Genomic DNA, 13,517 nt, shown 5'->3' on the forward strand with positions numbered 1-13,517 from the left:
GTCGTTTCTTTCAGGCTCACCGTTCTCAACGGATCAGAACAGCCGGTTCAGCCCGTTCTGCGCCGCCACTCGATAGGCCTCGGCCATGGTGGGATAGTTGAAGGTGGTGCTGACGAAGTACTCGAGGGTGTTGGCCCCGCCTTCCTGCTGCATGATCGCCTGGCCGATATGGACGATCTCCGAGGCCTGGTCGCCGAAGCAGTGGATGCCATAGATTTCCAGCGTGTCCTGGTCGAACAGGATCTTGAGCATGCCCACGGTGTCACCGGTGATCTGCGCCCGGGCGGTATCCTTGAAGAAGGCCTGCGCCACCTCGTAAGGCACCTTGGCCTCGGTCAGCTCGCGCTCATTGCGGCCGAAGGAGCTGATCTCCGGAATGGTGTAGATGCCGGTCGGCACCTCGCTGACGAAGCGGTACTCGCGATCGAGCAGCTCGTCGCAGGCGTTCAGTCCCTGGTCATAGGCGGCGCTGGCAAGGCTCGGCCAGCCGATCACGTCACCCGCCGCATAAATATGAGGAATCGCCGTGCGGTAGTGCTCATCGACCTGCAGCTGCCCGCGGCCATTGGCCTCCAGGCCGACGTTCTCCAGCCCCAGCTCGTCGGTGTTGCCGGTACGTCCGTTGGCCCACAGGAAGGCGTCGGCGCGCAGCCGCTTGCCGGACTTGAGGTACACCGTCACGCCGGACTCGTCGCCCTCGACCCGCTCGTATTCCTCGTTGTGGCGGATCAACACCCCGTGCTTGCGCAGATGGTAGGACAGGGCGTCGCTGATCTCGTCGTCGAGGAAGGACAGCAGGCTATCGCGGCTGTTGATCAGGTCGACCTTGAGCCCCAGCCCCGAGAAGATCGAGGCGTATTCACAGCCGATCACCCCGGCCCCGAAGATGATCATGGTACGCGGCGTATGGTTGAGGCCAAGAATGGTGTCCGAGCAGTAGATGCGCGGATGCCGGAAGTCGATGTCGGCCGGCCGATAGGGGCGCGACCCGGTGGCGATGATGACCCGTTGGGCCACCAGCTCATCGACGCTCTCGCCGTCGCCGCGCACCACCAGGGTGTGGGCGTCCTTGAAGCGCGCCACGCCGCTGTAGAGGTCGATGCGGTTGCGCGCATAGAAGTTGGTGCGCATCGCCACCTGCTGGTCGATGGTGACCCGGGAACGCTCCATCACCCTGGGGAACGAGAACCAGCGCGGCTCGCCGATGTCGCGGAACATACGATTGGTGTTGAAGGAGAGGATCTGCTTGACCTGGTGGCGCAGCGCCTTGGAGGGAATCGTGCCCCAGTGGGTGCAGTTGCCGCCCACCACGGGCTGCTTCTCCACCACCGCCACGCGCTTGCCGTGCTTGGCGGCATTGATGGCGGCGCTCTCGCCGGCCGGCCCGGTGCCGATCACCACCACATCGTAGTTATGAACTGCCATGACTCCCCTGCTTGTCTGGTTGCTTGAAGGCGACCAAGCCGAGGAGGTGCTACGTTCTGACGGCGCCGATCATTCCGGCACCAGCCCGTTGCCACGCGTCCCTGGCGGCTCAGCGCCGGAATTCGAAGATCGTGTCGACCGGGATCAGCGGCGTGTCGCGTCGTAGCCGAGATCCGCGCCGCGATTCTCGTCGCTGCGGCGGCGAGCGCCGCCCTGACGCTTGCGGCTCTCCTCTTCGCACACCTCATCCTTGCCGCCGCAGACCTCGCAGCCTTCCTTGAGGCCGAGCTTGTTGAGGCCGCCGCAGCTGCCGGCGATGGGCTTGTTGGCGAAGATCACGCCGATGGCCATGGCGGCCATGACCAGCAGCATGAAGGCCAGTACCACGAGAAAGGTGCTCATAGAGTGCTCCATCGAGTTCGCTGAGAGTGTGGCCGGACGGTGTCGGTCTTGAGACAACGCCAGGTGCCGTCTTGATCCCCTGGTGCCCAACGGGTGCCGTCGCCTGATATGCCGCCCGGTCGAGCGGCATATCGGGCGGCGGAACCAATCAGGGCTGGCCCGTGGGCCAGCCCTGAAGGTCGCCGGAGGGCGATCAGCCGCCGAAGTCGTCGAGCATGATGTTCTCGGGTTCGACCCCGAGATCCAGCAGCATCTTGATCACGGAGGCGTTCATCATAGGCGGTCCGCACATGTAGAACTCGCAGTCCTCGGGCGCCGGATGGTCCTTGAGGTAGTTCTCGTAGAGGACGTTGTGGATGAAGCCGGTCGCGCCTTCCCAGTTGTCCTCGGGCTGCGGATCGGACAGCGCCAGATGCCACTCGAAGTTGTCGTGCTCTTCGGCCAGCTGGTCGTACTCTTCGTTGTAGAAGGTCTCGCGCCAGGAGCGCGCGCCGTACCAGAAGCTGATCTTGCGCTTGGTATCCAGGCGCTTGAGCTGGTCGAAGATGTGGCTACGCATCGGTGCCATGCCGGCACCGCCCCCCACGAACACCATCTCGGCATCGGTGTCCTTGGCGAAGAACTCGCCGAAGGGCCCCATCACCGTGACCTTGTCACCCGGCTTCAGGCTGAAGACGTAGGTGGACATCAGGCCCGGCGGGTGGTCGGTGTTGGGCGGCGGCGTGGCGATACGGATGTTGAACTTGAGGATGCCCTTCTCTTCCGGGTAGTTCGCCATGGAATAGGCCCGGATGATTTCCTCGTTGTTCTTGTGGGAGACGTTGAACAGCCCGAACTTCTCCCAGTCGCCGCGGTACTCCTCTTCGATGTCGAAGTCGGAGAACTTGATGTCATAGGGCGGCGCCACCAGCTGCACATAGCCGCCGGCGCGGAAGGCCACTTCCTCGCCCTCGGGCAGACGCAGGTTGAGCTCCTTGATGAAGGTGGCGACGTTGGGGTTCTCGATGACCTCGCATTCCCACTTCTTGACGCCGAAGACCTCCTCGGGGACCTCGATCTTCATGTCCTGCTTCACCGGCACCTGGCAGGACAGCCGCCAGCCGTCCTTCTTCTCGCGCAGGGTGAAGTGGGACTCCTCGGTCGGCAGGATCGAACCGCCGCCCTCTGCCACGCGGCACCGGCACTGGGCGCAGGAGCCGCCACCGCCGCAGGCGGAGGACAGGAAGATGCCGTTGGCGGCCAGGGTGTTCAGCAGCTTGCCGCCGGCCTGGGTGGTCAGGGTGTGATCGGGATCTTCGTTGATCTCGATGGTCACGTCCCCGGTGCTGACGAGCTTGCTGCGGGCGGCCAGGATCACCGCCGTCAGACCGATGATGATCACGGTGAACATGACCACACCGAGCAAGATGACTGTTGTATCAACCATGTCGGTTTCCTATTGCTAGCATTGACTGGTCACACCGGCGGCGCGCGACGCGCCGCCGGTAGCCGCCTCAGAGCTGGATGCCGGAGAAGGACATGAAGCCCAGCGACATCAGGCCCACCGTGATGAAGGTGATGCCCAGGCCCTGCAGAGAGGCCGGCACGTCACTGTACTTGAGCTTCTCGCGGATACCGGCCAGTGCGGTGATGGCCAGCGCCCAGCCGACCCCGGCGCCGAGGCCGTAGACCACGGACTCGCCGAAGTTGTAGTTACGCTCGGACATGAACAGGGTCGCACCGAGGATCGCGCAGTTCACGGTGATCAGCGGCAGGAACACGCCGAGCGCGTTGTAGAGCGCCGGCACGTACTTGTCGAGGAACATCTCCATGATCTGCACGATGGCCGCGATCACGCCGATGTAGCTCAGGTAGCCGAGGAACGACAGGTCGATGTTCTCGGCGCCGGGCAGACCGGTCCAGGTCAGGGCGCCCTCATCCAGCAGATAGGTCAGCAGCAGGTTGTTGACCGGCACGGTGATGACCAGCACCGCGATGACCGCGATGCCCAGACCGATGGCCGAGGAGACCTTCTTGGACACGGCCAGGAAGGTACACATGCCCAGGAAGAACGCCAGGGCCATGTTCTCGACGAAGACCGAGGCGACGAACAGGCTCAGATAGTGTTGCATCTTACACGGCCTCCTTCGGCTGGGTGTTTTCCTTCATCTTGAATTCGGTCTCTTCGACCTGCTCCGGGTTGATGGCGCGCATCGCCCAGATCAACAGGCCGATGATGAAGAACGCGGACGGCGGCAGCAGCAGCAGGCCGTTGGGCACGTACCAGCCACCGTTCTGCACGGTCTGCAGCACGGTGAAGCCGAACACGCTGCCGGAGCCGAGCAGCTCGCGGAAGAAGCTGACGGTCATCAGGATGAAGCCATAGCCCATGCCGTTGCCGATGCCGTCCAGGAAGGACAGGCCCGGGCTGTTGGTCATGGCGAAGCCTTCGGCGCGGCCCATCACGATGCAGTTGGTGATGATCAGGCCGACGAAGACCGACAGCTGCTTGGACATGTCATAGGCGTAGGCCTTGAGCAGCTGGTCCACCACGATCACCAGCGACGCGATGATGGTCATCTGCACGATGATCCGGATCGACGACGGGATGTGGTGGCGAATCAGCGACACGAAGAAGCTGGAGAGGGCCGTGACGAACATCACCGCCAGCGTCATTACCAGCGACACGCTCATGCTGCTGGTCACCGCCAGCGCGGAGCAGATCCCCAGGATCTGCAGCGCGATGGGGTTGTTCTTGAAGATCGGCGTTACCAGGACGCCCTTGGGAGTCGGTGCAGACATCATCAGGCTCCTTCAGTGTCGGTGGACGCTTCCTGCACGGCGTCGCTGGTGACGCCGTTGCGGAACCGGGCGAGATACTCGCCGAAGCCCTCGGGGCTCAGCCAGAACTGCAGGAGGTTGGTCACCCCCTTGCTGGTCAGGGAAGCACCGGACAGGGCATCGACTTCGGTCGCGTCGCTGGCGCCGCCCTTCACGAGGGCGATGGCCGGCTCGACGCTGTCCTTGCTGGCGAAGATCTCCTTGCCGTCCCACTTGGCCTTCCAGCGCGGGTTGTCGACCTCGCCGCCGAGACCCGGGGTTTCGGAGTGAGAATAGAAGGTGATGCCCTGAATGGTGTTGCCGTCGCCTTTCACCGCCAGGTAACCGCGCATCAGCCCCCACAGCCCCTGGCCGCGAATCGGCAGGATGACCTGCTCGGGATTGTCCGGGTTACCCACCAGGTAGACGGTGCTGTAGTCCTCCTGGCGCGACAGGCCGGCGATGTCCTTTTCCCCGGAGAGGGTGCGGGACTGCGCCGGATCCTTGGCGGCCTGGAAACCACTGTAGGACGCCGGATCGAACTGGTCGGTGTACTCACCGGTACGCAGGTCGACGACCCGCGGCGTGACCTGTTCGAAGGCCTTCTCCACGTCGATGCCGGGCTCGTAGAGCCCCGCCACGTCGAGAATGTTCGACTTGCGGTCGAGCTCCTGGTTGAGCTCCTGCTTGGCGCGCAGACCCACCGCGGCGGTGGAGACGATCACCGAACACACGATGCAAAGTGCGAACGCCACCGTCAGGATCTTCTTGATGGAGTTGTTGCTCTGTGCCATCAGGCGGTCTCCTCGGCCGGCACACCGGTGCGCTGCTGACGGCGCTTGATGTTGGCCTGAACAAAGAAGTGGTCGATCAGCGGGGCGAACAGGTTAGCGAACAGGATCGCCAGCATGATGCCCTCCGGGAAGGCCGGGTTGACGACGCGGATCAGCACGGTCATCACGCCGATCAGGGCGCCGAAGATGAAGCGGCCCGGATTGGTCATGGAGGCGGATACCGGATCGGTGGCCATGAACACCATGCCGAAGGCGAAGCCGCCGACGACCAGGTGCCAGTACCACGGCATGGCGAACATGGCGTTGCTGTCGGAGCCGATCAGGTTGAACAGCAGGCTGGTCGCCACCATGCCCAGGAACACGCCCAGCATGATCCGCCAGGAGGCGATCTTGGTCCACAGCAGCACCACCGCGCCGATCAGGATCGCCAGCGTCGAGGTCTCGCCCACCGAGCCCGGGATGAAGCCGAGGAAGGCGTCCCACCAGCTGAACTGGTCGGTCAGCGCGCTCATGCCGTTCTGGAAGGCGGTAGACAGCGCGGTAGCGCCGGTGTAGCCGTCGGCCGGCACCCACACGGAGTCGCCGGAGATCTGCGCCGGATAGGCGAAGTACAGGAAGGCACGACCGGTCAGCGCCGGGTTGAGGAAGTTCTTGCCAGTGCCGCCGAAGATCTCCTTGCCGATCACCACGCCGAAGGTGATGCCCAGCGCCACCTGCCACAGCGGGATGGTGGCCGGCAGGATCAACGCGTACAGCACGGAGGTGACGAAGAAGCCCTCGTTGACCTCATGGCCGCGCTTGATGGCGAACAGCACTTCCCAGAAGCCGCCGACCACGAAGGTCACCAGGTAGATCGGCAGGAAGTAGGTCGCGCCGAGCACGAAGTTGCCCCACAGGCTACCCGGATCGTGGCCGCCCGCCAGGGTCATGACGATGGCCTCGCGCCAGCCGCCGGCGGCGCCGAAGCCGTCGGCGATGGCCACGTTGGCCTGCCAGCCGGCGTTCCACATGCCGAAGAACATGGCCGGGAAGGTGCAGAACCACACCGTGATCATGATGCGCTTCAGGTCGATGCCATCACGCACGTGGGCCGTGGTCTTGGCGACGCTGGGCGGCGTATAGAAGATGGTGTCCACCGCCTCGAAGAGCGGATAGAACTTCTCGTACTTGCCGCCCTTGTGGAAGTGCGGCTCGAGATTCTCGAGTGTCTGTCGGATACCCATCATCAGGCCTCTTTCTCGATCATGGTGAGGTTATCGCGCAGGATGGGACCATACTCGTACTTGCCGGGGCACACGTAGGTGCACAGCGCCAGGTCCTCCTCATCCAGCTCCAGGCAACCGAGCTGCATCGCGGTCTCGATGTCGCCGACGATCAGCGAGCGCAGCAGCTGGGTGGGCAGGATGTCCAGCGGCATCACTTCCTCGTAGGCCCCCACCGGCACCATGGCACGCTCGGAACCGTTGGTCGACGTGGTCGGCGCGTAGTTCTTGAGGCCCTTGATACGCGACAGGTAGATGCCGAGCACGGAGTGGCGGTTCGCCCCCGGCGACAGCCAGCCCATGAAGCTGCGCTTGTTGCCTTCCTCGAGCAGGCTGAGCTGGGTGTTGAAGCGACCCACGTAGCGCAGGCTGCCCTCGGCAGTGAAGCCGGAGAACACCGAGCCGGAGATCACGCGCGTGTCGTCGGGCTCGCGCACCTCGCCGGCCAGCAGCTCTTCGGTGCTGGCCCCCAGGCGGGTGCGCAGCAGCCGCGGCTTCTCGGCGCGCGGACCACCCACGGCCACCACGCGGCTGACGTCGAGCTTGCCTTCGGTGAACAGCTTGCCGATGGCGATGACGTCCTGGTAGCCGACGTGCCAGACGCTCTTCTGCAGACCCACGGGCGAGAGATGATGAATGTGCGTGCCCACGAGGCCGGCCGGATGCGGGCCGCCGAAGGTCTCGGTCTGCACGCCCTGAACGTCGCCACCGGGCAGGTCGGCGCCCGGGGCGCCGCACAGGAACACCTTGCCTTCGGTCAGGCGCGTCAGCACCTTGAGGCCATCCTCGAAGGCCTGTGCCTCGGACTGGAGGACCACGGCGGGGTCGGCGGCGAGCGGATGGGTATCGACGGCGGTGACGAAGATATCGCTCGGCACGCTGTCGAGGGCGGGGGTGCGGGAGAAGGGACGGGTGCGCAGCGCGGTCCAGAGACCGGATTCAACCAGCTGGTCGACGACGCCTTGACGCTCCAGGGAGCCCAGCGTGTCGCGACCATGAGTGGCGAATTCCACCGCTTCCTCGGTGTCGTCGACCTTGATCACCACCGACAGCAGCCTGCGCTTCTCGCCGCGGTGGATGGCAACCACTTCACCGGCCGCCGGCGCCGTGAAGCGAACGCCGTCGATCTTCTTGTCGGTGAAGAGCAATTGGCCCAGTTTGACCTTGTCCCCCTCGCGCACCTCCATGGTCGGCTTCATGCCGATATAGTCGGTGCCGAGAACCGCCACGTGGCGCACCGGACGCGCGTCTTCGACACGCTGTTCCGGGGCTCCCGTGATGGGGAGATCCAGGCCTTTCTTGACTTCGATCATAGTCTCGCCCAGTTGATGGATCTGATATACGAAGGAAAGGGGTGTGATTGGATCGGATTCTTGTGTCTTGTTCAGAATGTAACCAGTCGGGCCCGAGGCGAGCTCGAACCACCCCGAAAAAATCCCTCGTATTATAAAGAGAAGGCGCTGGAATGACTACCTGCCGAAAGGTCGCACAAAGCCATCGTCGGCAAGTGACGAAGTGTCGCAGAAGGGTGAGAAAGGCGTTGACGGAGAGGAAGTTGGCGTAAAGCCCCGGCCGTAGCCGGGGCGCAGGCACTCAGCCGTGGGTGCGGGGCAGCTTGAGGAAGTCGACGTTGGAGATGTGCTGCAGGATGCGGATCACCTGGCAGCTGTAACCGAACTCGTTGTCATACCATACGTAGAGGACGGCGTGCTTGCCGTTGGCGATGGTCGCCTTGGCATCGACGATGCCGGCATGGCGGTTGCCGACGAAATCGGTGGACACCACCTCGGGCGAATCGACGTAGTCGATCTGCTTCTGGTACTGGGAGTCGATCGACATGCGACGCAGGTAGTCGTTGAGCGCCTCGACGTCGGTCTCGCGCTCCAGCGTCAGGTTGAGGATCGCCATGGAGACGTTGGGCGTCGGCACGCGAATGGCGTTGCCAGTCAGCTTGCCGCCCAGCTCCGGCAGCGCCTTGGCGACCGCCTTGGCGGCACCGGTCTCGGTCAGCACCATGTTCAGCGGCGCGCTGCGGCCGCGGCGATCGCCCTTATGGTAGTTGTCGATCAGGTTCTGGTCGTTGGTATAGGAGTGCACCGTCTCGACATGACCGTGGACGATGCCGTATTCGTCGTTGAGCGCCTTGAGCGCCGGCACGATGGCATTGGTGGTGCAGGACGCGGCCGAAATGATGCGGTCGTCGGCGGTGATGTCCTGGTGATTGATGCCGTAGACGATGTTCTTGACGTCGCCCTTGCCCGGCGCGGTCAGCAGCGCCTTGGCCACGCCCTTGCAGGCCAGGTGCTGGCTGAGGCCGTCCTCATCGCGCCAGATGCCGGTGTTGTCCACCACCACGGCGTTGTCGATGCCGTACTCGGTGTAGTCGACGTCGGACGGCGAGTCGGCGTAGATCACCTTGATGACGTTGCCGTTGGCGGTCAGGGTGCGCGCCTCGGCGTCGACGCTAATGGTGCCGTCGAAGGGGCCGTGGACGCTGTCGCGACGCAGCAGGCTGGCGCGTTTCTCCAGGTCCTTGGCGATATCGCCGCGGCCGCGCACCACGATGGCGCGCAGGCGCAGCAGATTGCCGCCGCCGGCCTTCTCGATCAGCACCCGCGCCAGGATGCGGCCGATACGGCCGAAGCCGTAGAGCACCACGTCCTTGGACTTGCCGTTGCCGGTGTCGGCGTCGTGGCCGTCGACGATCTCGGAGAGCTCCGTGCGCAGGAAGGCCTCGGCATCACCGCCGCCCTGCTGCTTGAAGGCCACGCCCAGCTTGCCCACGTCGACGTGGGCCGGCCCCAGGTTCAGCTGGGTCATGGCCTTGACCAGCGGGAAGGTGTCCTGGACGGACAGCTCGGTGCCCTCGATCTTGCGCACGAAGCGGTGGTCCTTGAGGATGCGGATCACGCTGCGATTGAACAGCGAACGACCGTACAGGGTAGTCACGACGTTGTTGTGGCGGTACAGGCTGCCGATCATCGGGATCATCTGCTCGGCGAGCGCCTGGTTGTCGTGCCAGTCCTGGAAGACGGTATCGAGGGATTGCTGACTCACGTGGGGCCTCTCCGTGGGGTTGAGATTCGGAGGGCATTATCCGAGGCCCGCCACGGCGGGGCAATCACGGGATGGTCGCAGACGCTGTAGGGGATTTACAGGAATTCGGGTTTCACTACATGACGGGGCCGGGCTGTTATGATGCCCCCAGTCACCCATTGGACACGACGCAAGCGACGCCCATGCCGACCTTCTCGCCTCTCGACCCGCCCCGCCCGACGGGCCTGCGCGACACGCTCTACTGGCAGACGCCTCCCGGCAGCGCCACGGCCCTGTCCCTGGCACACCTCGCCGAGGATGCCCCGCTGCTGGTGATCACCGCCGACACCGCCGCCGCCCAGCGCCTAGAAGACGACCTGGCCTTCTACTCACGGCTGCCGGTGCTGCCCTTCCCCGACTGGGAGACGCTGCCCTACGACAGTTTCTCGCCCCACCAGGACATCGTCTCGGCCCGGCTGCGCACCCTGCGCCGGCTGCAGGACGGCGAGCACGGCATCGTGCTGGTGCCGATCAACACCCTGATGCAGCGCCTGCCGCCGGTGGACTACATCGCCGGCCGGGTGATGACCCTCGAGGTGGGCACCACGCTCGACCGCGAAGGCTTCCGCGACCGCCTGTCGCGCGCCGGCTACCGCGCCGTGGAGACCGTCTATGAACCCGGCGAGTATGCCCTGCGCGGCGCGCTGATCGACCTCTTCCCGATGGGCTATGACGCCCCGCTGCGCATCGACCTGTTCGACGACGAGATCGACACCCTGCGCCACTTCGATCCCGACACCCAGCGCAGCGCCGACAGGGTCGAGCGCGTCGAGCTGCTGCCGGCCCACGAGTACTCGCTGTCGCGAGGCGCCATCGCCTGCTTCCGCGAGGCCTTCGAGACACTGTTCGACGTCGACCCGCGCCAGTGTCCGCTCTACGTCGATGCGCTCAAGGGCATCCCCTCCCCCGGCCTCGAGCAGTACCTGCCGCTGTTCTTCGAGGAAACGGCGACGCTGTTCGAGCACCTGGCCGACGGCACTCGGGTGGCGCTGCTGCCCGGCGTGTTCGAGGCCGCGGAGCACCACTGGGCGGCCATCGAGAGCCGCTACGAGAACCTGGGCGTCGATCCGACCCGGCCGCTGCTGCCGCCGCACCGCGCCTTCGTGCCGGTGGCCGAGGCGTTCGGCGCCATCAAGCGTCATCCGCGGGTCGAGCTCACCGACGACGCCAAGCATCGCCACGCCGTGGCGCCGGCGGCCCGGCCGGCCCCGGCCCTGCCGGTCAACGCCCGGGCCAAGCGCCCGCTGGCCGAGCTCGAGGCGTTTCTCGCCGAGCACGCCGACACTCGGGTGCTGTTCGTTGCCGAGTCCCGCGGCCGCCGCGAGGCGCTCGAGGAGACCCTGGCGCCGCTGAACCTGGCCCTGCCCCACGTCGACGACTTCGCCGCCTTCCTCGACAGTGACCAGCGCACCGCCATCACCGAGGGCACCATCGACGCCGGCCTGTGGCTCACGTCGCCGGATATCGCCGTGATCGGCGAGACCGAGCTCTACGGCGAGGTGGTGCGCCAGAGCCGCCGCCGCGAGAAGGCCACCGACGACAACGAGCTGGCGATCCGCCACCTGGCCGAGCTCAAGCCCGGCGCGCCGGTGGTCCACCAGGCCCACGGCGTCGGCCGCTACAAGGGCCTCGAGACACTGGAGGCCGGCGGCCAGGCGGCGGAGTTCGTCACCCTGGAATACGCCGACGGCGCCCGGCTCTACGTGCCGGTGGACAGCCTGCACCTGATCTCGCGCTACGCCGGCGTCGACGACGAGCTGGCGCCGCTACACAAGCTCGGCTCAGAGCAGTGGGACAAGGCCAAGAAGAAGGCCGCCGAGCGCATCCGCGACACCGCCGCCGAGCTGCTCGACGTCTACGCCCGCCGCGAGGCCCGGGAAGGTTTCGCCTGCGAGGCGCCGGACGCCGAGTACGCGCGTTTCGCCGCCAGCTTCCCCTTCGAGGAGACGCCCGACCAGCGCGCCGCCATCGACGCGGTGGTCGGCGACATGATCGCACCGCGCCCCATGGACCGCGTGGTCTGCGGCGACGTCGGCTTCGGCAAGACCGAGGTGGCGATGCGCGCCGCCTTCCTGGCGGTGCACTCCGGCCAGCAGGTCGTCGTGCTGGTACCCACCACCCTGCTCGCTCGCCAGCACTTCGAGAACTTTCGCGACCGCTTCGCCGACACCGCGGTGAACATCGAGCTGGTCTCGCGCTTCACCGGCGGCCAGGGACAGAGCGCGGCCGCCAAGCGCATCGAGGAAGGCCAGGCCGATATCGTCATCGGCACCCACAAGCTGCTGTCCAAGTCGATGCGCTTCCCCAAGATGGGCCTTCTGATCATCGACGAGGAGCACCGCTTCGGCGTCGCACAGAAGGAGCGTCTCAAGGGCCTGCGGGCCGAGGTCGACATCCTCACGCTCACCGCCACGCCGATTCCTCGCACGCTCAACATGGCCATGAGCGGCATCCGTGACCTGTCGATCATCGCCACCCCGCCGGCCCGCCGGCTGTCGGTGAAGACCTTCGTCCAGCAGCGCGATGAGGCGGTGATCAAGGAGGCGATCCTGCGCGAGATCCTGCGCGGCGGCCAGGTCTACTTTCTGCACAACGAGGTCAAGACCATCGAGACCGCCGCGGAGACGGTGCGCGAACTGGTGCCGGAGGCGCGGGTCGGCGTGGCCCACGGCCAGCTGCCCGAACGCGCCCTGGAGCGGGTGATGTCGGACTTCTATCACAAGCGCTTCAACGTGCTGGTGTGCTCGACCATCATCGAGACCGGCATCGACGTGCCGAGCGCCAACACCATCGTCATCGAGCGCGCCGACAAGTTCGGCCTGGCCCAGCTGCACCAGCTGCGCGGCCGGGTCGGCCGCAGCCACCACCAGGCCTATGCCTACCTGCTGGCCCCGCCGCCGCGGGCCATGAGTCGTGATGCGGTCAAGCGCCTGGAGGCCATCGGCCAGGCCGAGGACCTGGGCGCCGGCTTCACCCTGGCCAGCCACGACATGGAGATTCGCGGCGCCGGCGAACTGCTCGGCGAGGAGCAGAGCGGCCAGATGGAGGCGCTCGGCTACAGCCTCTACATGCAGATGCTTGACCGCGCCGTGAAGGCCATCCGCGAGGGCAAGACACCCAATATCGAGGCGCCGCTCGACGAGGGCGTCGAGGTCAGCCTCAACCTGCCGGCGCTGATCCCCGACGACTACCTGCACGACGTCCAGCAGCGACTGGTGATGTACAAGCGCATCGCCGGCGCCGAGACCGAGGCCGAGCTCAAGGAACTGCAGGTGGAGATGATCGACCGCTTCGGCCTGCTGCCGGCGCCGGTCAAGACACTGCTGCGCCAGACCCGCCTGCGCCAGCGCGCCGAGCGGCTGGGCATCGCCCGCCTCGAGGCCGGCCCCGAGCGAGGTCGGGTGATCTTCGCCGGCCACACGGGCGTCGACCCGCTGACCCTGGTGGAATTGATCCAGCGCCAGCCCGACCGCTACCGCCTGGAAGGCGCCGACACCATGCGCTTCGAGGCCGACATGGCCGACCAGGAAGCCCGCTTCAAAGCGGTCGAGGAACTGCTCGATCTGTTCAATCGCAAGGCTGAGGCGGCATAGCCGGGCACGGTGAGGGGTGAGGAGCGAGGTGAAAGGGCCCGCCACCCTCTCCTCACCCCTTGCACTCAACGCCTCACCCGACAGCCCACTGGCGAACCGCCGCCACCTCGGGCACTCTAACGCCATGGTCGATCCCCACGGATGGG

At 65.7% G+C, this 13,517-nt stretch carries 10 protein-coding genes; 1 reads left to right on the top strand and 9 read right to left on the bottom strand.

Annotated features, from left to right (window positions below; genetic code table 11):
• Positions 1–33 precede the first annotated feature (33 nt).
• The 9 genes from sthA to MYL53_RS05295 form a co-directional block, all read right to left on the bottom strand.
• Positions 34–1,425: a Si-specific NAD(P)(+) transhydrogenase gene (gene sthA / locus MYL53_RS05255; protein WP_247852519.1), complete on the bottom strand. Its 1,392-nt coding sequence runs from the start codon at positions 1,423–1,425 to the stop codon at positions 34–36.
• Positions 1,426–1,569: 144 nt separating this feature from the next.
• On the bottom strand, positions 1,570–1,827 hold the full coding sequence (gene nqrM, locus MYL53_RS05260; RefSeq protein WP_247852520.1) for a (Na+)-NQR maturation NqrM: 258 nt from the start codon (positions 1,825–1,827) through the stop codon (positions 1,570–1,572).
• A 193-nt stretch (positions 1,828–2,020) separates the two neighbouring features.
• Positions 2,021–3,253, bottom strand: coding sequence for an NADH:ubiquinone reductase (Na(+)-transporting) subunit F (gene nqrF, locus MYL53_RS05265; protein WP_247852522.1), 1,233 nt, complete (start codon positions 3,251–3,253; stop codon positions 2,021–2,023).
• Between the two features lie 67 nt (positions 3,254–3,320).
• Positions 3,321–3,938: an NADH:ubiquinone reductase (Na(+)-transporting) subunit E gene (gene nqrE, locus MYL53_RS05270; protein WP_247852523.1), complete on the bottom strand. Its 618-nt coding sequence runs from the start codon at positions 3,936–3,938 to the stop codon at positions 3,321–3,323.
• A 1-nt stretch (position 3,939) separates the two neighbouring features.
• Complete coding sequence (locus MYL53_RS05275) at positions 3,940–4,608, bottom strand: NADH:ubiquinone reductase (Na(+)-transporting) subunit D (protein WP_247852525.1); 669 nt, start codon at positions 4,606–4,608, stop codon at positions 3,940–3,942.
• A gap of 2 nt (positions 4,609–4,610) precedes the next feature.
• Positions 4,611–5,420, bottom strand: a complete 810-nt coding sequence (locus MYL53_RS05280) for a Na(+)-translocating NADH-quinone reductase subunit C (protein WP_247852526.1) — start codon at positions 5,418–5,420, stop codon at positions 4,611–4,613.
• A complete protein-coding gene (locus MYL53_RS05285; protein ID WP_247852528.1) occupies positions 5,420–6,646 on the bottom strand; it encodes an NADH:ubiquinone reductase (Na(+)-transporting) subunit B in 1,227 nt (408 codons plus the stop codon). Before MYL53_RS05285 ends, MYL53_RS05280 begins: the two co-directional genes overlap by 1 nt.
• Positions 6,646–7,995 (bottom strand): Na(+)-translocating NADH-quinone reductase subunit A, encoded by a 1,350-nt coding sequence (locus tag MYL53_RS05290; RefSeq protein WP_247852529.1) that lies wholly within the window; start codon positions 7,993–7,995, stop codon positions 6,646–6,648. The genes MYL53_RS05285 and MYL53_RS05290 overlap by 1 nt, the downstream gene beginning before the upstream one ends.
• Positions 7,996–8,275: 280 nt before the next feature.
• On the bottom strand, positions 8,276–9,739 hold the full coding sequence (locus tag MYL53_RS05295; RefSeq protein WP_247852530.1) for a glyceraldehyde-3-phosphate dehydrogenase: 1,464 nt from the start codon (positions 9,737–9,739) through the stop codon (positions 8,276–8,278).
• Positions 9,740–9,921: 182 nt separating this feature from the next.
• Between MYL53_RS05295 and mfd the strand changes: the two genes are divergently transcribed.
• Positions 9,922–13,371, top strand: a complete 3,450-nt coding sequence (gene mfd, locus MYL53_RS05300; protein ID WP_247852532.1) for a transcription-repair coupling factor — start codon at positions 9,922–9,924, stop codon at positions 13,369–13,371.
• The last annotated feature ends 146 nt before the right edge of the window (positions 13,372–13,517 follow it).

The organism is Halomonas getboli, assembly GCF_023094245.1.
Taxonomy (GTDB): Bacteria; Pseudomonadota; Gammaproteobacteria; order Pseudomonadales; family Halomonadaceae; genus Halomonas; species Halomonas getboli.